Here is a 19,604-nt window from a genome sequence, read left to right as displayed (position 1 = left end):
ACCGGGGTGCCGTCCCCGGGCCGCGCGACGGTACCGTGTGCATCCGTGACCCTCGCCCCGTTCCCGCCGCTGGCGGCGATCCCCAGCCCGACGACCGCGGTCTGGCAGCTCGGACCCGTGCCGATCCGGGCGTATGCGCTGTTCATCGTGCTCGGCATCGTGGTCGCCTGCCTGGTGACCGAGGCGCGGCTACGCCGCCGCGGGGTGGCGCCGGGGGCGGTGCTGGACATCGCCCTGTACGCCGTGCCGGCCGGGATCATCGGGGCGCGGATCTACCACGTGATCACCTCCCCCAGCATTACTTCGGTGACGGCGGTCACCCGCTGGACGCGTTCAAGATCTGGCACGGCGGCCTGGGCATCTGGGGCGGCGTCGCCGGCGGCGCGCTGGGCGCCTGGTACGCGGCCCGCCAGCTCGGCATCCCGCTGACCGTGGTGGCCGACGCCCTCGCCCCCGGGCTGCCGCTGGCCCAGGCCGTGGGCCGGTTCGGCAACTGGTTCAACAACGAGCTGTACGGCGGCCCGACCACGCTGCCCTGGGGGCTGGAGGTCTACCGGTTCGACCCGGCCAACCCGGGGCACGCGCTGCGCGAGGACGGCGTGGCGGTGCGGGAGCCCGGGCTCTACCATCCGACGTTCGCGTACGAGGCGCTGTGGAACGTCGGCGTGGCCGCGCTGGTGCTGTGGGCCGACCGCCGCTGGAAGCTGGGCCGCGGCCGCGCGTTCGCGCTGTACGTGATGGGCTACACGGCGGGCCGGTTCTGGATCGAGCTGATGCGCAGCGACGAGGCGAACCGGATTCTCGGCGTGCGGCTGAACGTGTTCACCGCGGTGCTGGTCTTCGTCGCGGCGCTCGTCTACTTCCGCACCGTCCGCGGGTCCCGCGAGTACGTGGTGCCGGTCGCCGCGGTCGTGGCGGGCACCGGGGCCGCGGCCGGGACCCCCACCGCCGCGGACGGCGCCGCGCCGGCCGGGGACGAGGGTGACACGCCGCCCGAGGCGGCTTCCGGAACGGGACCGGCGCCGGGGGCGGAACCCGACACCGCCGGCGGATCCGGGCACGGCGACGTCTCCCAGGTGGACCTGGCCCGGCGCACCACGGCGGCGCAGCCGATCGGATACCGCACGGTCACCGAGGAGGAGTTCCGGACGTACCGGGAGAGCGGGACCCTGCCCGAGCCCGCCGCCCGGCCGGCGGACGCCGCCGCCTCGGATGACGCCGGATCGGACGCCGCCGCCTCGGACGCCGCCGGACCGGATGACGCCGGATCGGGCGAGCCGGCGTCCGCCGGGGAGTCCCCGGCCGCGCCGGGCGGCACCGACCAGGACCGTTGAGCGGAGGAGCCGCGATGCGTACGGCGGTGGTGGTGGGCGCCGGGGTGGCCGGGCTCGCCGTGGCGGGCGCGCTGGCCCGCGGCGGCTGGCAGGTGACCCTGCTGGAGGCGCAGGACCGGGTCCGGGCCGACCCCACCGCGCTGGTCCTGTGGCCCAACGGCATCCGCGCGCTGCACGCCCTGGGCCTCGGCGGCGGGCTGGAGGCGATCGCGACCCCGCTGCGGGACGGCGGCATCCGCCGCCCGGACGGGCACCGGCTGGTGCAGCCGCGGGTGGCCACCGGGGACCGGGCGCCGGTCGTGGTGCACCGGGAGGACCTGCACGACGCGCTGATCGCCGGGCTCGGCGACCGGGTCGAGATCCGCACCGGGGTGCGGGTGACCCGCGCCGAACCGGGGGACCGGCCCTCGGTCTCCGACGGCCGGTACACGTACGCGGCGGACCTGGTGGTCGCCGCCGACGGCATCGACAGCGCGGTCCGCCGCCGGGTGGCGCCGGAGTCCGCGGTGGTCAGCTCCGGCTGCGCGGCCTGGCGGGCGGTGATCCCCTGGTACCGGGCGCCGGAACTGCCGGCGGAGGCGCTCGGCGGCGAGGTGCTGGGCCCCGGCTACCGGTTCGTGGCCGCCTCGCTGGGCGACCGGGGCGCCTCCGGCGCCTCCACCCGGGGCGGCATCTACTGGATCGTGACGGCGGCCGGGGCGGCCCGGCCGGAGCCGCCGGCCACCCAGCTCGCCCTGCTGCGCCGCTGGCTGGCCGGCTGGCCCGCGCCGGTCGGCGAACTGCTGGCCGCGACCGACCCGGGCGACCTGCTCCAGCAGGACGTCCGGGAACTGCGCCCGCTGCCGCGCAGCTACGGCTTCCCGGGCGGCGACGGCGGGGTGGTGCTGATGGGCGACGCCGCGCACGCCATGCCGCACCACCTGGGTCAGGGCGCCTGCCTGGCCTTCGAGGACGCGGCCACGCTGAGCGCGCTGGTCGCGGCGGCCCGGCCGGGCGAGCAGCTGCGCGCCGCGGTCGAGTCGTACAGCCGGCTGCGGCTGCCCCGGGCGACCACCGTCGTCCGGCAGACCCGGCGGATGTCCGCGGTGCTGCGCGCCCGCGGGCGGCTCGCGCTGCGCGCCCGGGACGCGGCGCTGGGCGCCATCACCCCGCGGCTGCTGGGCAACGCCGCGAGCACCGCGGCCGACTGGCGGCCACCGGCCTGAGCTGGGCCCACGCCCGGTCGCGGCCGCTGTTTGCGCTGTTCAAGCCCCTGATCGTGGGACCCTTGCGGCCCGTATGGCGCGCCGCGCGGTCCGAACGGCTGTCGGTCGGCCCGGGTGATCGGGTCAGAATTACCGGGAGTGAGGGGAGGACTCCCGTGCGGCGCGCGCAAACCCGAGGGCTGGGGCCGGGTCGGAGCCAACCGGTCCCGGCGGAGATCCGGTTGCTCGGCCCGGTCGGTCTGGTCGGCGCCGCCGGTCCGGTCCCGCTGTCGGAGCCGGTGCGCCGGCTGCTGGGTCTGCTCGCGCTGCGCGCCAACCAGCCGGTGCCGCAGGCGGAACTGGCCGGCGTCCCGGACCCGGCCACCCCCCGGTCGGCCGCCGCGCTGGACGGCCCGGTGGCCGAGCTGACCGCGGCACTGCACCTGGCCGGGCTGCCCGCGACGGTGCTCGCCCGGCGGGAGGGCTACCTGCTCCGGGTGTCCGCGCGGCTGGTGGACGCCCGCCGGTTCGACCGGCTGCTGGTGCGGGCACGGGTCCGGATGTCCGGCGGCGACCTGCCCGGCGCGGCCCGGCTGTTCGCGGCGGCGCTGCGGCTCTGGCGGCCCGATCCCGACGCGCCCGAGCCGCCGCTGGGCGGCGTTCCGCCGGGCTGCCCGCCGTGGGCGGCGGTCGAGGCGAGCCGGCTGGTGCAGTCCCGGATCGCCGCGGTCGAGGACCGCTGGGAGTGTGAACTGCGGCTGGTCGCCACCGCGTACCAGGCGGCCGGGGCGCCGGTGGTGGATCCGTCGGTGATCGAGGACGGGATGGCGGCCACGGCCCGGGCGGCGGAGGCGAGGGTGGCGCTCACCGCGGCCCTGCGCCGGCACCCGCTGCGTGCCCGGCTGTGGGAGTTGCTGCTGGTGGCCGCGTTCCTCGGGCACGGCCGGAAGGCGGCGGCCGAGATGGCCGAGGTGGCCGAACGGACCTTCCGCGACCAGGTCGGCATCGGGGCCGGCGAGCGGCTGCACCGGCTGGCCCGGGCGGCCCAGCGCGGCGACCTGGCCGAGACCTGGGCGGCCCGGCCGGACGACGGGCGGGCCGTGCGGCCGATCAGCGGACCCGCCGGCCCGGTGCCCGGCGCCCGGCCCGGGCCGCCCGGCCCGCGGCCGGTGCCCAGCCGGTTGCCGGTGCCGATGACCCCGCTGCTGGGCCGCGACGGCCTGCTCGGGGAGGTGGAACGGCTGCTGGCGGTCCGCCGGCTGGTGACCCTGACCGGCCCGGGCGGTTCCGGGAAGACCCGGCTGGCCATCGCCGTGGCCCGCCGGGTGTCCGCCGCCGCGTGGTTCGTCGACCTGAGCGCCGTCGAGGACCCGGGCCGGGTGGCCGAGACGGTCGCCGCCACCCTGGGGGTACGCCTCGGGCTGGACCACGGCGGGCCGGCCGACGCCCTCGGCGAGGCGATCGGCGACGCGGACGCGGTGTTGGTGCTGGACAACTGCGAGAACCTGGTCACCGGTTGCGCGGCCCTGCTGCGCCGGCTGCTGCCGCAGTGCCCGCGGCTGCGGGTGCTGGCGACCAGCCGGGCGGCCCTGCGGGTCGCCGGGGAGCGGCTGGTGCCGGTGCCGCCGCTGGCGGCGCCCACCCCCGGCACGGGGTACACGCTGGCGGACCTCGTGCTGCACCCGGCCACCCGGTTGTTCCTGGAGCGGGCGCGGGCGCGGTCCGGGCAGCCGGTCGCGCCGGACAGCGCTGACGACGTGGTGCGGCTCTGCGCGGAACTGGACGGACTGCCGCTGGCCATCGAGCTGGCCGCGGCGTGGACCCCGCTGCTGAGCGTCGCCGAGATCGCCAGCCGGACGGCCGTGGACCCGCACCTGCTGCGCAGCCCCGACCCGACCGCACCGAGCCGGCACCGGACGGTGGCCGCCGCGGTGGAGACCAGCGTGAGCCAGCTCGACGACGAGGCCCGGACCCTGTTCGAGTGGCTGGCGGTGTTCGGCGGTGGCTTCGACACGGAGACCGCCGGCCAGATCCGCGGCCCGGCCGGGGTCGCCGCGCTGACCGCCCTGGCCGACGCGTCGCTGGTGGCCGCGGTCGACGAGGGCGAGCTGATCCAGGCCGGCGGCGCGGGCGGGCGTGACCGGGCCGCCGGCGGGCCTCCCGAGCGGCCCGCGCCGCTCGGGCCGCTGGCCCGGCTGCCCGAGGACCACCCGCCGCGCCAGGCGCGGTACCGGATGCTGGTGCCGATCCGCCGGCACGCCCTGCACCGGCTGGCGCGCAGCGGCGCCGAGGAGGTGGCCCGCCGGGCCCACGCCCGGTACGTGGTGGCGCTGGCCGAACGGGCCGACGACCGGCTGCGCGGGCCGGCCCAGCAGTGCTGGCTGTACCGGCTGCGGGCCGAGGAGGCGAACCTGCGCTGGGCGATGCGCTGGCTGGCCGGCGCCGACACCGGCGGGGAGCACGGCGACCTGCGGCTGGCCACCGCGCTGGCGATGTACTGCCGGCTGGAGGGCCACTACCGGGACGGGCTGGACTGGCTCTCTGCGGCGCTGGACCGGCACCCGGACGCGCCGGCGCCGCTGCGTGCCCGGGCCGGCGCGGGCGCGGCGATGCTGGCGATGCTGCTCTGCGACTACCCGGTGGCGGTCCGGCACGCGGAACGGGCCCGCGCCGCCTGCCGATCCGTGGACGACCGCCGCACGGAGGCGCGGCTGGAGCTGATCCTCGGCTCGGTGGCCCGGGACCGGGCCCGGTACGCCGACTCGGCGGCGCACCTGGCGGCCGCGACGGCGCTGCTGGCCGACTGCGGCGACGAGTGGGGCGAGGCGCAGGCGGTGCAGTTGCGCGGGGTGACGGCCTGGCTCTCCGGCGACCTGGACCGGGCGGACTCGCGGTTGCGGGCCAGCCTGCGCCGGTTCGAGCGGCTCGGCGACACCGAGGCGGAGGCGACCGCGTTGATGAACCTGGGTGCGGTCGCCCTCTACCGGGGCGATCCGGACCGGGCGGCCTCGCTGCTGGACGCGGCCCTGCACCGGTACGCGGCGATCGGCTTCACCGAGGGCGTCGGCTGGGCGCACAACCTGCGCGGGCTGGTGGACCTCGGCGCCCGGCGGACCGCCCGGGCCCGGGCGCACCTGCTGGTGAGCGTGGCGGCGCACCGCTCGATCGGGGACCGTTGGCGCATGGCGAGCGTGCTGGAGGCACTGGCCGAGGTGGCGCGGCTGGACCGGGACCGGATCCGCGCGGCGCGGCTGCTCGGCGCGGCGGCGCGGATCCGGGACGAGATCGGCGCGCCGGTGCCGGCCTGCGAACGGGCCGCCACCGCGGCCACCGGCGCCGCGCTGCTGGCCGAGTTGGGCGCGGTCTTCGCGGTGGCCGTGCGGGAGGGGCGCCGGTCGCCGCTGGACGCCCTGCTGGCCGGCGGCGGCGCCATCCGGCCGTCCCGCCCGAGCGCACCCGCCGAGCCGCCGGCGGCGAGCGCGGCCGCCCCCCGCTCGGCCTGACCGCTCGGCGGTCCAGATCGGCGCCGGCCCGAATCGGCGGCGGCCCAGATCAGCGGCTCTGGCCGGTGGCCCGACCGGCGGTGGGCCCGGCCGGTGGCCCCGGTCGGAAGCCCCTGGCCGGTCGCCCTGGCCGGTGGCCCGCGGCGGGTCAGGCCAGCACGGCGGCGGGTTCGGCGATGCAGGCGGTGCCCACGCGCCGGAAGCCGGCCCGCAGGTAGACCCGGGCGATGTCCTCGCTGCCGGCGGAGAGAAAGATCAGCTCGGCGCCGTCGTCCAGCAGCCGGCGGGCGAGCGCGGCCGTGACGGCGGCGCCCACCCCGCGGCGCCGCGCCCGGGGCAGGGTGGCGATCCCGGCGAGTTCGGCGACCTCGCCGACCCGCATCGCCCGGCCGCTGCCCACCGCGCCGTTGCCGGGCGCCTCGGCCAGGGCGGTCAGCCGGCTCTTCGACTCCGCCCTGGCCTGCTCCTCGGCCAGGTCCGCCGGGGCCGGCCGGACCACCGCGGCGTCCCGCTCGGCCGGTCCGGCGTCGCCGCGGGCGGTGCCGGCGGCGGAGAACCCGATGGCCGCCACCGCGCGCTGGGCCGCCAGCCCGGCCGCGAAGTCCGGCGCGGCCGGGTCGAGGATCCGCACCGGTACGTCGGACAGCTCGGCCGGGGTGGGCAGCGCGGCCGGGTCGAGCACCATGAGCGGCGCCTCCAGCACGCTCAGCCCGGCCGAGCGGGCCACCGCCAGCAGGTCCGGGCTGCGCTCGTGCACCCACTCGAACGCCTCCGGCAGGCCGAGGTCGCGCTGCCGGGCGCGGACCGACGTGACGTCGGCCGCGGACGGCGGATCGCTGGCATCCAGCCGGGGCCGGGCGTAAAATGGCCAGCCGCCAACCGATTCGCGAACGAACAGCACCAGCGAGCCGAACTGCTCGGCCCGGGCGGCGTCCCGCGGTACGGCGTCATAGAAGCGTTCCAGCCGATCGAAAAGCGCATCCCGCTCATCAGGCACCGCGTGAGAGTACACGTCCCAGAGTCTGGACGCGTGATCAATCTGACCTGGTGGAGTAGTGCGCGCCCTCACGTAGACTCGGTAGTCCAGCAAGGGCCGACGTCGTCCCGACCGCGATGGAACGTGAGTGACGACAGGAGACCCGGTGGATTTCCCGTACCCTCTCCCGCCGCAGCCCGCTCCGCCGGACACCGGCCTGTACGACCCGGCGAACGAGCACGACGCCTGCGGCGTGGCGTTCGTGGCTGACCTGTACGGGCGGCGCTCGCACCGCGTCGTCGCCCAGGGCCTGTCCGCGCTGCGCCGGTTGGACCACCGTGGCGCCCGGGGCGCCGAGCCGAACACCGGCGACGGCGCCGGCATCCTGCTCCAGGTCCCGGACGAGTTCCTGCGCGCCGCGGTGGACTTCCCGCTGCCGCCCGCCAGCCAGTACGCCACCGGCCTGGTGTTCCTGCCGGCCGAGGCCGAGGCCGCGGCGCTGGCCCGCCGGGTGGTGGAGAAGTACGCCGTTGTCGAGGGGGCGGAGATCCTCGGCTGGCGGGACGTGCCGGTGCGGCCGGACGGGCTGGGCGAGACGGCGCTGGTCGCCATGCCGGTGGTCCGGCAGGTCTTCCTGGCCGCCCGGCGGCTGACCGACGCCCCCGGCGGGCGGGCCGGCGAGCCGCTGTCCGGGATCGAACTGGACCGGGTGGCGTTCTGCGTCCGCAAGCAGGCCGAGCGGGAGAGCGCCGAGCGCGGCGCGCCGGCGTACTTCCCGTCGCTGTCCGCCCGGACGCTGGTCTACAAGGGGATGCTCACCCCGGACCAGTTGCCGGCGTTCTTTCCCGACCTGCAGGACGAGCGCGTGGCCAGCGCCATCGCGCTGGTGCACTCCCGGTTCTCCACCAACACCTTCCCGTCCTGGCCGCTGGCCCACCCGTACCGGTTCGTGGCGCACAACGGCGAGATCAACACGATCCGCGGCAACCGCAACTGGATGCAGGCCCGGGAGGCGCTGCTGGCCAGCCCGCTGCTGCCCGGCGCGATCCGCCGGCTGCTGCCGGTCTGCACCCCCGCCGCCTCCGACTCGGCGAACTTCGACGAGGTGCTGGAACTGCTGCACCTGGCCGGCCGCACGCTGCCGCACGCCGTACTCATGATGATCCCCGAGGCGTGGGAGAACGACCCCACGATGCCCGCGGACCGGCGGGCGTTCTACCGCTTCCACGCCAACCTGATGGAGCCGTGGGACGGGCCGGCGTCGGTCGCCTTCACCGACGGCACGGTGGTGGGCGCGGTGCTGGACCGCAACGGCCTGCGCCCGGGACGGTGGTGGCGCACCGCCGACGGGCTGGTGGTGCTGGGCAGCGAGGCCGGCGTCCTGGACCTGGCACCGGACACGGTGGTGGCCAAGGGCCGGCTGCGGCCCGGCCGGATGTTCCTGGTCGACACCGGCGCCGGCCGGATCGTCACCGACGACGAACTCAAGCGCGAACTGGCCGCCGAACTGCCCTACGACGAGTGGCTGCACGCCGGCCAGATCGAGCTGACCGACCTGCCCAAGCGGGAGCACACGGTCTACACGCACGACTCGGTGCAGCGCCGCCAGCAGACCTTCGGGTACACCGAGGAGGAACTGAAGATCCTGCTCGGCCCGATGGCGCGGGTCGGCGCCGAACCGGTCGGCTCGATGGGCACCGACACCCCGATCTCCCCGCTGTCCACCCGGCCCCGGCTGCTCTACGACTACTTCCACCAGCTGTTCGCGCAGGTCACCAACCCACCGCTGGACGCCATCCGGGAGGAGCTGGTGACCAGCCTGCGCTCCACCATCGGGCCGGAGGGCAACCTGCTGGACCCCGGGCCGGCCAGCTGCCGGCAGATCGCGCTGCCGTACCCGATCCTGGACAACGACGACCTGGCCCGCATCCTGTCCATCGACGAGGACGGCGACATGCCCGGGTTCAAGGCCGTCCGGGTGTCCGGGCTGTACCGGATCCGCAACGGCGCCGCCGGCATCCGCGCCCGGCTCACCGAGATCTGCCGGCACGTCTCCGAGGCGATCGAGGACGGCGTACGGATCCTGGTGCTCTCCGACCGCGACTCCACCGCCGACCTGGCGCCGATCCCGTCGCTGCTGCTCACCGCCGCCGTCCACCAGCATCTGGTGCGCGAGCAGACCCGCACCCGGATCGCGCTGATCGTGGAGAGCGGCGACTGCCGGGAGGTGCACCACGCGGCCGTGCTGATCGGGTACGGCGCCGCGGCGGTGAACCCGTACCTGGCCTTCGAGACCGTCGAGGACCTGGTCCGCACCGGCGCGCTCAGCGGCCTGGACCCGGCGAGCGCCGTGCACAACTACCTCACGGCGCTCGGCAAGGGCGTACTGAAGATCATGTCGAAGATGGGCATCTCGACGGTGTCCTCGTACTGCGGGGCGCAGGTCTTCGAGGCGGTCGGCCTGGACGAGCGGCTGGTGCAGCGGTACTTCGCCGGCACCTCCAGCACGATCGGCGGAGTCGGCCTGGCCGGCCTGCACGCGGAGATCGCCGCCCGGCACGCCCGGGCGTACCCGCCCGCGGCCCCCGACGCCGACGCCGCGGCGACCGGTGACCGTCCGGTCGCGGCCGGCGGCGCCGATCCGGCGATGCGGCGGCTGGCCGTCGGCGGTGAGTACCAGTGGCGCCGCGACGGCGAACTGCACCTGTTCAACCCGGAGACGGTGTTCCTGCTCCAGCACGCCACCCGGTCCCGGCAGTACGACGTGTTCCGCCGCTACACGGCCACCGTGGACGAACTGGCCGCCCGGGCCGGTTCGCTGCGCGGCCTGTTCCGGCTGCGCACCGGGGTCCGCCCGGCCGTGCCGCTGGACGAGGTCGAGCCGGTGGCCGAGATCGTCAAGCGGTTCGCCACCGGCGCCATGTCCTACGGGTCGATCTCCGCCGAGGCGCACGAGACGCTCGCCGTGGCGATGAACCGGCTGGGCGGCAAGTCCAACACCGGCGAGGGCGGCGAGGACGTCGAGCGGCTGCACGACCCGCGGCGCCGCTCCGCGGTCAAGCAGATCGCCAGCGGCCGGTTCGGGGTGACCAGCGAGTACCTGGTCAACGCCGACGACCTGCAGATCAAGATGGCGCAGGGCGCCAAGCCGGGCGAGGGCGGGCAACTGCCCGGCAACAAGGTGTGGCCGTGGATCGCCCGGACCCGGCACGCCACCCCGGGCGTCGGGCTGATCTCCCCGCCGCCGCACCACGACATCTACTCGATCGAGGACCTGGCCCAGCTCGTGCACGACCTCAAGTGCGTCAACCCGGCCGCCCGGGTGCACGTGAAGCTGGTCAGCGAGGTCGGTGTCGGCACCGTGGCGGCCGGAGTGGCGAAGCTCAAGGCCGACGTCATCCTGATCTCCGGCCACGACGGCGGCACCGGCGCGTCCCCGCTCAACTCGCTCAAGCACGCCGGCACGCCGTGGGAGCTGGGACTGGCCGAGGCGCAGCAGACGCTGCTGCGCAACCGGCTGCGCGACCGGGTCACCGTACAGGTGGACGGGCAGCTCAAGACCGGCCGGGACGTGGTGGTCGCGGCCCTGCTCGGCGCCGAGGAGTACGGCTTCGCCACCGCGCCGCTGATCGTCTCCGGCTGCGTGATGATGCGCGTCTGCCACCTGGACACCTGCCCGGTCGGCATCGCCACCCAGAACCCGGTGCTGCGGGAACGCTTCACCGGCCGGCCCGAGTTCGTGGAGAACTTCTTCCGGTTCCTCGCCGAGGAGGTCCGGGAGTACCTCGCCGAGCTGGGGCTGCGGTCGCTGGACGAGGCGATCGGCGCGACCGAGCTGCTGGACGTCCTGCCCGCGGTGGACCACTGGAAGGCCGGCGGGCTGGACCTGAGCCGGGTGCTGGCGCTGCCGGAACTGCCCGCGGGCGCCGCCCGGCGGCGCACCCGGGACCAGGATCACGGCCTGGCCGGCGCGCTGGACAACGAGCTGATCGCCGAGGCCGGGCCGGCGCTGCGCGACGGTACGGCGGTGCGGGTGCAGCTGCCGGTCCGCAACGAGCACCGCAGCGTCGGTGCGATGCTGGGCGGCGAGGTGACCCGCCGGCACGGCGGCGCCGGGCTGCCGCCGGACACCATCGAGATCACCCTGACCGGCACGGCCGGCCAGTCGTTCGGGGCGTTCCTGCCGCCCGGGGTGACGCTGCGGCTCTCCGGCGACGCCAACGACTACGTGGGCAAGGGGCTCTCCGGCGGCCGGCTGGTGGTCCGGCCGCACCCGCAGGCGCCGTTCGTCAGCCCGCAGGCGGCTCCCGGGCAGCGCGCCGAGGACCAGATCGTGGCCGGCAACACCATCCTGTACGGCGCCACCGGCGGCGAGCTGTTCCTGCGCGGCCGGGTGGGCGAGCGGTTCGCGGTCCGCAACTCCGGCGCGGTGGCCGTGGTGGAGGGGGTGGGCGACCACGGCTGCGAGTACATGACCGGCGGCACGGTGGTGGTGCTCGGTTCCACCGGTCGAAACTTCGCGGCCGGCATGTCCGGCGGCACGGCCTTCGTCTGGCGGCTGGATCCGGCGCTGGTCAACCCCGAACTGGTGGAGCTGGGTCCGCTCACCGACGAGCAGCGGACGCTGCTGGCCGACCTGCTGCGCCGGCACGCCACCGAGACCGGTTCGCCGGTCGCCGGGCGGCTGCTGGAGCGGTGGCCGGCCGCGGCGGGGGAGTTCACCGCGGTGGTACCCCGGGACTACCGCCGGGTGATGGAGATCATGAAGGCCGCCGAGGCTGCCGGCCACGACGTCGACGACGCGGTGATGAGTGCGCTCGCCGTACCGGCCGGGGGCCGGCAACCGGCCCCGCCGGCCGGTGCCCGCGGCCCGTCGCGCCCGGCCCAGGAGGTGGCCCGTGCCTGACCCCAACGGTTTCCTGCGGTACGACCGGCGGCTGCCGGCCCGCCGGCCGGTGCCGGTGCGCATCCAGGACTGGCGGGAGGTCTACCCGCCGGCGCAGGAGACCCTGATCCGCGAGCAGGCCACCCGGTGCATGGACTGCGGCATCCCGTTCTGCCACGACGCGTGCCCGCTGGGCAACCGCATCCCGGACTGGAACGACCTGGTCCGGACCGGGGCGTGGGCGCGGGCGATCGAGGCGCTGCACGCCACCAACAACTTCCCCGAGTTCACCGGGCGGCTCTGCCCGGCGCCCTGCGAGGCGGCCTGCGTACTGGCCGTGCCGACCGGTCCGGCCCCGGACGGGCCGGGCTCGGTGGACGTGGGCGCCGTGACCATCAAGCAGGTCGAGGTGGAGATCATCAACCGGGCGTACGACCAGGGCCTGGTGCCGCCCGAGCCGGTCGCGCCGCCGACCGGCCGCCGGGTCGCGGTGGTGGGCTCGGGACCGGCCGGCCTGGCCGCGGCGCAGCAACTGGCCCGCGCCGGGCACGCGGTCACGGTGTACGAGCGGGACGACGCGATCGGCGGCCTGCTGCGGTACGGCATCCCCGACTTCAAGTTCGAGAAGGTGCACCTGGACCGCCGGCTGGCCCAGCTCGCGGCCGAGGGCGTGCAGTTCCGCACCGGGGTGAACGTCGGGGTCGACGTCACCGCCGGGCAACTGCGGCAGGACCACGACGCCGTGCTGCTGGCCTGCGGCGCGCTGGCCGGCCGGGACACCCCGGCCACCCCGGGGCGGGCGCTGCGCGGCGTACACCAGGCGATGGAGCACCTGGTGGCGGCCAACCGGGCGGTGGCGTCGTCCGACGCGGCCCCGCCGTCCGACGCGACCTCGTCGCCCGGCGGTCCGGGGTCCGACGCGACCTCGTCGTCCGGCGGTCCGGGGTCCGACGCGACCTCGTCGTCCGGCGGTCCGGGGTCCGGCGCGACCCCGTCGTCCGGCGGTGTGCCGCCCGCCTCGATCGACGCGGCCGGCCGGCACGTGGTGATCATCGGTGGCGGCGACACCGCCGCCGACTGCCTGGGGGTGGCACACCGGCAGGGCGCCGCCGGCGTCCACCAGCTCGACCTGTACCCGGAGCCGCCGCAGTCCCGGGATCCCGAGCGGGACCCGTGGCCGACCTGGCCGTGGCTGCTGCGCAGCTACCCGGCGCACGAGGAGGGCGGCGACCGGGTGTTCGCGGTCGCCGTGCAGGAGTTCGTGGACGACGGCAACGGAGCGGTCCGGGCGGTCCGGATCGCCGAGGTCACCGTGGAGAAGCGGGACGGGCAGCGGTTCCTCACCCTGCTTCCCGGTTCCGAGCGGGAGCTGCCGGCCGACCTGGTGCTGCTGGCCATCGGGTTCGAGGGCACCGAGCAGCAGCCACTGCTGCAGCAGTTCGGGCTGTCCCGCACCGCGCGCGGCGCGCTGGACGCCGACCCGGGTTGGCAGACCGGCGCGCCGGGCGTCTTCGTGGCCGGTGACATGCACCGGGGCGCGTCCCTGATCGTCTGGGCCATCGCCGAGGGCCGTGCGGCCGCCGCGGCCATCCACGCCTACCTGGGTGGCGCCGGCGAGTTGCCGGCCCCCGTGGCGCCGTCGAGCCGCCCGCTCGCGGTGCTCTGACCCGTACCGGCCCGGGGCCGCCCGCCGTCGTCCGGTACGCGGCGGGCGGCCCTGCCCGGTTGTCCGGCCCTGCCCGGTTGTCCGGCCCTGCCCGGTTGTCCGGCCCTGCCCGGTTGTCCGGCCCTGCCCGGTTGTCCGGCCCTGCCCGGTTGCCCCGCCCGGTTGCGCCGGCCCGGCCGGCCCGTCCTGGTGCTCCCGCCTGCCGGCAGCCCGTGTCCTGTTGCCCGGCGGGCCGCGCGGCGGCGAGGCCCGAACGGAACAGGAGTGAACGCCACGCCGGTTGGGTAGCAGCGGATTCGCCTACCAGTGTGACGCGGAGCACCGCGCCGCCGGCGGCGCCCGCGGGCTCGGCGGGGGCGCCGCAGCCCACCGGCGAGAGGACGGACACGATGGCGACCACGGCGACCCCCGAAGGCTCGGAAACCCACCGACGGCCCCGGCTGCGGCGCGACATCGGGATGATCGGGCTGCTGTTCACCGCGGTCGGCTCGATCATCGGCTCGGGCTGGTTGTTCGGGGCGATGAACGCCGCCCAGATCGCCGGCCCCGCGGCGGTCTTCTCCTGGCTCATCGCCGGCATCATGATCATGCTGATCGGGCTGACCTACGCCGAGCTTGGCACCATGTTTCCGGTCTCCGGCGGCGTCGTGCGGTTTCCGCACTACGCCTTCGGCGGGTTCGCCAGCTACCTGATGGGCTGGATCACCTGGCTGGCCGCGGCCGTGGTGGCGCCGATCGAGGTCGAGGGCACCCTCCAGTACGCGACCCGCTACTACCCGTTCACCGACGAGCACGAGGTGGCCGGCAAGACCGTACACACCCTCACCGCGGCCGGGTACGTCGCCGCGGTGATCCTGATGGCGCTGTTCTGCGTCGTCAACGTGATCGGGGTGCGCTTCTTCACCAGGCTGAACAACGTGATCGTGTGGTGGAAGCTCGCCATCATCGTGCTGGTCGTGGTCGCCTTCCTGGTCACCGCGTTCCACGGCGTCAACTTCACCAGCCACGGCTTCGCCCCGTCGGGCCAGCACGGGATCTTCACCGCCATCGCGACCGCCGGCATCACGTTCTCGTTCCTCGGGTTCCGGCAGGGCATCGAACTGGCCGGCGAATCCAGCAACCCGCGCCGCAACGTGCCGTTCGCGGTGATCGGCTCGGTGCTGCTGACCATGGTCATCTACATCGCGCTCCAGATCGCGTTCATCGCCGCCGTACCCGAGGACACCCTCGGTTCCTCCGGCAGCTGGGCGGCGCTGACCTTCAAGGACGCGTTCGGTCCGCTCGCGGCCATCGCCTCGATCCTGGGTCTGACCTGGCTGGCCGTGCTGCTGTACGCCGACGCCATCGTCTCGCCCGGCGACACCGGCCTGATCTACACGGCCATCACGTCCCGGCTCGGGTACGCGATGGCGCACAACGGCAACGCGCCGAAGTCCATCGCCAAGCTGACCCGTACCGGTGTGCCCTGGGTGGCCACCGTTGTGGCGTTCGTGGTCGGCCTGGTCATCTTCCTGCCGTTCCCGAGCTGGCAGCAACTGGTCGGCCTGGTCACCGGCGCCACCGTGCTGTCGTTCGGCTCCGGCCCGCTGGTCTTCGCCGCGCTGCGCCGGGAACTGCCGGAGCACCCCCGGGCGTTCCGGCTCCCGGGCGGGGACACGATCCCCTTCCTGGCCTTCTTCTCCTCGAACATGATCGTGTTCTGGGCGGGCTGGGGCACCAACTGGAAGCTGTTCGTCGGCGTGCTGATCGGCCTGGTGCTGCTGGGCGCCTTCCGGCTCACCGGCTCGGTCCACCTGCCGCACATGAACTGGCGGGCGGGCGTCTGGACGGTGCCGTGGCTCGCCGGGCTGGCCCTGATCAGCTACCTGAGCAGCTACGAGGGGATCGGCGTGATCGGCCTGGGCTGGGGATTCGTGGTGAACCTCGGGTTCAGCGCAGCGATCTACCTGATGGCGTTGCGGACCCGGCTGCCCGGCGAGCGGGTTCGGGAGATCATCGACACGACGCCGCACGACGAGCAGCCGCACTCCTGACGTACCGGCGAAAAGGCCCCCTGCCATCGCATGCCGCGATGGCAGGGGGCCTCGTCAACGACGCCGTGCGGGCAACGGCCCGCGCGTCGGCCGGGCCGCCGGCCCGGCGTCGGTCAGACGCCGGCCTCGTCCCCGCCGGGGCCGGGCAGCACGTCGGCGGTGTCGGGGCCGTCCGCGGCGAGCACCGCGGCCTGTTGCGGCCAGGTGGGCAGGCTGGCCGGTACCCGCATGCCGGCGTCCCGGACCGCGGTCCGCAGCGCCGCCACCTCGGTGCCGGCGAGTTGGCGGTACGTCCGGATGCCCGCGCCGCGCAGCGCGGTGGCCATCTTCGGGCCGACGCCCTCGATCCGGCGCAGGTCGTCCTCGGCCGCCGGCTCCGCTGCCGGTGCGGCCCGCTCGGGTACGGCGGGGGTGGCCGGTGCGCTCTCGACGCCGGCCTGCGCCGGGGCCGGCTGTGGAACGCCGGCCTCGGCCGCCGGCGCTGCCGGGGTCTCGGCGGCCGGGGTCTGGCTGGTCGTCGGTTCGACCGCTGGGGTCTGGACCGCCGGTGCTTCGACGGCCTGCGGGGCGGGTTCGTCCTCGACCGCCGTGGCCGGCTCGTCGGCGACGGCGTCCCGAACGGCGTCGGTCGGTTCGTCGACGGCGGTCTCCGGCGCGGCCGGATCCGGTCCGCCGCTCTGCGCGGATATGTCGGTGTCCGCAGGTACGTCGCCTACGGACGGTTGGGCCGGTGCGGCGTCCGTCCGGGTTGGACTGTCGGCGGATCCGCTCTGCGATCCACGGAGCTTGCCAACAATCAGCCAGCCTACCGCCAGACCGATGAGCAGCACCAAAAGGATGATCAGGGCCTGCCCGAGGGTCACGGCTGCTACCTCCTTGCGTGTCGCGCCCGAGGCGCGGAAAAGAGTCGAAGCAGCTTCGCACATCACCGGCTGTGGCGACAGGGGTCCCCGGGTTGGTCGGCCATCCGCCGGCGGGCCGGGTGGACCTGTCGTGGGTCATACGTCAGGTACCTCAAGCGGTCGGCTTGAGGTACCTGACGTATGACTGAGCGTGGTTGCCGGGGTGGGTGAAGGGCCGGCTTGTGGTGGGCCGGCCCTTCGGGGTTGGTGTGGTGGTGTGGTTAGTGGCTGTAGCCGCGGGTGGCCATCCAGTTGGCGAGGTTGGTGGTGGTGATCCAGTAGCTGGCGACGTTGGGGTTGGCGGAGTCGGCGATTTTGATTTGTTGGGCGTTGTCGCGGTAGCCGTGGATGGCGATGTAGTGGCCGCCTTGGTAGGTGTGGGTGGTGTTGTTGGTGTCGGTGGTGGTGCCGGCGATGTTGGCGACGAGGGCGCGGTTGTCGTCGATGGTGGTTTTGATGTCGTGTTGGAGTTGGGTGGTTTGTTCGGGGGTGATGGTGGGGTTGGGTAGGGCGGTGGTGTGGTATTTGTCGGTGCCGAGGGCCTTGTTGAGGGCGCGGGTGGTGTCTTCGGCGCTGTTGGTGCCGTTTTCGGTGGTGCCCATTTCGGTGGCGAGGTCGTCCATGGAGATGCCGTGGCCGTCGGCGGAGAGGGCGTTGCGGGTGGCGGCGGGGCCGCAGTAGTAGAAGTTGGGTTGGGGTTGGTAGTCCAGTTTCAGTTCCTTGTTGGTGTGGCCGCGGTCGTTGTTGTTTCGGTCGGTTTGTGTGGCGGTGTGGGTGGGGTGGCGTGGGCTTCGGTGGTGAGGGTGAGGGGGCCGGCGATGGCGCCGGTGGTGAAGGCGAGGCCGGCGGTGGTGAGGGCGGCCTTGCGGAGGAGGGGGCTGGTGGTGTGGGTGAGGATGCGGGTGAAGGTGGTCATGGTTGATCGCCTTTCATCCGTGGGGGTGTGCGCGGGGTGGTCACGCGCGGGGTGTGGGGTGGCCCGGGTGGGTGTGTAACGCGGCCGGGGTGGGGGTGTTCCCCGGGGGGCGTCGTGGGGTTGGCCGGGGGTGAGGGCGTTCCGGCGGGTGGTGGGCCTGGCTGTTGTGGGGGTTCGGTGGGTGTAACGCGTTGGGGGGTGGGCTGATTCCGTCGATTCGGACGTCACGCGGGGTTGATCATGCGGGGTGGGTGGGACGTTCGGGTGGGTTCCGCGCATCGGGGACGGCGCCGCCCACAGGTCCGGGCGCGACTTCGGCGAAGTCGGCCCATGCGCCCGACCCGGACTCCCCGACTTCGCGGTAGACGGGTTGATCTTCAGCCGGGACCGGGCCGGGGTGGGGCAAGATCGTCGTTTGGCCGGCGCTGTCGGGAATGCGATTCATGCGCTGGCCGTTCCGCGCCGTTCCATTGCCGAACGGCCATGATCGGCCCGGCGGACGGTGGGGATAAAGGGCGCGTGACCATCCGTACGGAGGCGTCGAATCCGACCCGGAGTGCGGCGGTGGCGAGCCGGAGTCCGGGACCGAAGGCGGCTGGCCGGTCGGCCGGGGCGTGCGAAACCCCGAGGTCGGCGACGGTCCGCCGGCGATGGGCGACAGCCCGCGGTGGCCGTTGCGGCACGCAGCGCAGTCCACTCCGGATTCGTCTTCCCGGGCCGTTTGCCGACAATGCTGGTCAACGGTGTGACGTGGAACTTCCATGACTGGCTTGCAAATTGGGATCTGGCAATGGCGCGGGCGCCCGAGTATCGTGCCGACATTGCGTCGACCATTTTCAGTGGGTCATCGCGTGGTCCAGACCGGACCGACCGCCACCGGTTGCCGGTCGGGTCTGACCGCCCGGTGGCGGAACCAGGAGAGGGACGTGCGGGACGACGAGACCGTCGGGGCGGTGCCACCAGGAGGTCCACATCGGACCATCGGTGGTATGCGCCGCGGGTGATCGCCGGCCCGGCGCGTGCGCGGGGGAAGCTTCGTAGGGGAGCGGGCTGACGTTCCGGTCGGCGGTGTCACCGCGCGCCGGTGTGGTGCCGACCCCAGCCCGACGGACGATCGGAAGAGACGTCATGAGCGGTACCGCCATGCCCGGGTGTCCCACCCGGCCGACCAGGCAGCCGGTGCGCCTCGTCATCACCGCGCCGGCGCGGCACGTCCAGGTCTCGCTGATCGACTGGATCCACCAGCGGCCGGAGTTCCGGCTCACCGTCGCCGAGACCGGGCGGCGGGCCGGGTGGGGCGACCGGGTGCTCGTCGCGGTGGTCGCCGAGAGTCTGCTCCCGGGCCTGTTCGACCTGCTGCACGGCTGGCTGGCCGGCCAGCAGACCCGGACGGGTCCGCGTAACCGGACGGGTCTGCGGGTACGCCTCGGTGACCTGGGCGTGGAGGTCCAGGTCGACGGCCGGAGCGACCCGCTGCGGCTGCTGGCGGAGGCACGCCGGGCGCGGGCCGCCGGGTCGCCGCCCGCCGGCCGATCCGACCCCGGCACCGGTTCGGGTCCCGGTGCCGGTGCGGGCGTCGGCCCTGGTCGTGGACAGCAGTCCCGGCCGGGGCCGACGTCCCGCGAACGCGGCTGAGCCGCCCGCGCGGCTCAGGCCGGCGTGGGCCACTCGGTGGCCAGCAGCGACCAGATCTGGGTGTCGTGCCGCCGGCCCCCGTGCGGGTACGCCTCCCGCAGCGTCCCCTCCAGGGTCATCCCGAGCCGCCGGGCCACGTTGCCGCTGCGGACGTTCTGCGGGGACGTGTGCCACTCCACCCGGTGCATGCCGCGCTCCCGGAACGCCCAGTCGAGCAGCCGGCGGGCGGCGGTGCCGATCAGACCCCGTCCCTGCGCGGACTCCTCCAGCCAGCATCCCAGTTCGCAACCGCCGCCGTCCGCGTCGAACCGGAAGAACATCAGCCCGCCCACGAGGGTGTCCGCCAGCCAGATGCCGTAGATCCGTCCGGTGTCGGCCGCCTGCATGTCGGCGTACCGCTGCAGGGTCGCCCGGGCCGAGTCCAGGTCGGTGCTGAAACCCGCCCACGGGATGAACGGATCGACGGTGGGCCGGGCCCGCTCGATGTGCGCGAGGAATTCGGTGGCCTGCCACGGCTCCAGGGGGCGCAGCTGGGCGTCCTCGGTGAGCTGTACCGCGTACATGGAAATC

Annotated in this window: 9 protein-coding genes and 2 pseudogenes; 7 read left to right on the top strand and 4 right to left on the bottom strand. The window is 74.9% G+C overall.

All coding sequences use genetic code 11. From position 1 onward, the window contains the following. The first annotated feature begins 45 nt into the window (after nt 1-45). From lgt to CIK06_RS32190, 3 genes and pseudogenes are all read left to right on the top strand, one after another. A pseudogene (gene lgt / locus CIK06_RS20125) lies at nt 46-1,334 on the top strand (prolipoprotein diacylglyceryl transferase). Nucleotides 1,335-1,348: 14 nt separating this feature from the next. Then, the gene (locus CIK06_RS20120) at nt 1,349-2,539 is read left to right on the top strand and encodes an NAD(P)/FAD-dependent oxidoreductase (RefSeq protein WP_095566130.1); all 1,191 of its coding nucleotides are present in this window, start codon (nt 1,349-1,351) and stop codon (nt 2,537-2,539) included. Between the two features lie 221 nt (nt 2,540-2,760). Further along, nucleotides 2,761-6,021 (top strand): BTAD domain-containing putative transcriptional regulator, encoded by a 3,261-nt coding sequence (locus tag CIK06_RS32190; protein WP_095566129.1) that lies wholly within the window; start codon nt 2,761-2,763, stop codon nt 6,019-6,021. A gap of 148 nt (nt 6,022-6,169) precedes the next feature. Here CIK06_RS32190 and CIK06_RS20110 read toward each other — a convergent pair whose 3' ends face one another. Continuing rightward, a complete protein-coding gene (locus tag CIK06_RS20110) occupies nt 6,170-7,018 on the bottom strand; it encodes a GNAT family N-acetyltransferase (RefSeq protein WP_095567977.1) in 849 nt (282 codons plus the stop codon). Nucleotides 7,019-7,163: 145 nt separating this feature from the next. Between CIK06_RS20110 and gltB the strand changes: the two genes are divergently transcribed. The 3 genes from gltB (at nt 7,164) to CIK06_RS20095 (ending at nt 15,581) form a co-directional block, all read left to right on the top strand. Beyond that, a complete protein-coding gene (gltB, locus tag CIK06_RS20105) occupies nt 7,164-11,903 on the top strand; it encodes a glutamate synthase large subunit (RefSeq protein ID WP_095566128.1) in 4,740 nt (1,579 codons plus the stop codon). Then, nucleotides 11,896-13,548, top strand: a complete 1,653-nt coding sequence (locus CIK06_RS20100) for a glutamate synthase subunit beta (RefSeq protein ID WP_095567976.1) — start codon at nt 11,896-11,898, stop codon at nt 13,546-13,548. The genes gltB and CIK06_RS20100 overlap by 8 nt, the downstream gene beginning before the upstream one ends. Nucleotides 13,549-13,937: 389 nt before the next feature. Continuing rightward, nucleotides 13,938-15,581 (top strand): APC family permease, encoded by a 1,644-nt coding sequence (locus tag CIK06_RS20095; RefSeq protein WP_095567975.1) that lies wholly within the window; start codon nt 13,938-13,940, stop codon nt 15,579-15,581. A 113-nt stretch (nt 15,582-15,694) separates the two neighbouring features. Here the strand turns inward: CIK06_RS20095 and CIK06_RS20090 are convergent, their stop codons facing one another. Both CIK06_RS20090 and CIK06_RS20085 read right to left on the bottom strand, forming a co-directional pair. Further along, nucleotides 15,695-16,444 (bottom strand): helix-hairpin-helix domain-containing protein, encoded by a 750-nt coding sequence (locus CIK06_RS20090; RefSeq protein WP_095566127.1) that lies wholly within the window; start codon nt 16,442-16,444, stop codon nt 15,695-15,697. A 260-nt stretch (nt 16,445-16,704) separates the two neighbouring features. Next, nucleotides 16,705-17,399 (bottom strand): annotated as a pseudogene (locus CIK06_RS20085) (C39 family peptidase). Between the two features lie 1,128 nt (nt 17,400-18,527). Here CIK06_RS20085 and CIK06_RS20080 point away from each other — a divergent pair. Beyond that, the gene (locus tag CIK06_RS20080) at nt 18,528-19,034 is read left to right on the top strand and encodes a hypothetical protein (RefSeq protein WP_095566126.1); all 507 of its coding nucleotides are present in this window, start codon (nt 18,528-18,530) and stop codon (nt 19,032-19,034) included. A 14-nt stretch (nt 19,035-19,048) separates the two neighbouring features. On the opposite strand, the gene CIK06_RS20075 is transcribed toward CIK06_RS20080, so the two are convergent. Further along, entirely contained in the window at nt 19,049-19,597 is a 549-nt protein-coding gene (locus CIK06_RS20075) for a GNAT family N-acetyltransferase (protein WP_095566125.1), read from the bottom strand. Nucleotides 19,598-19,604: the final 7 nt, after the last annotated feature.

Origin of the sequence: Plantactinospora sp. KBS50, from assembly GCF_002285795.1 — a bacterium.
Taxonomy (GTDB): domain Bacteria; phylum Actinomycetota; class Actinomycetes; order Mycobacteriales; family Micromonosporaceae; genus KBS50.
The sequence above is the reverse complement of the archived record's forward strand: the minus strand, read 5'-3'. Positions and strand labels throughout refer to the sequence as shown.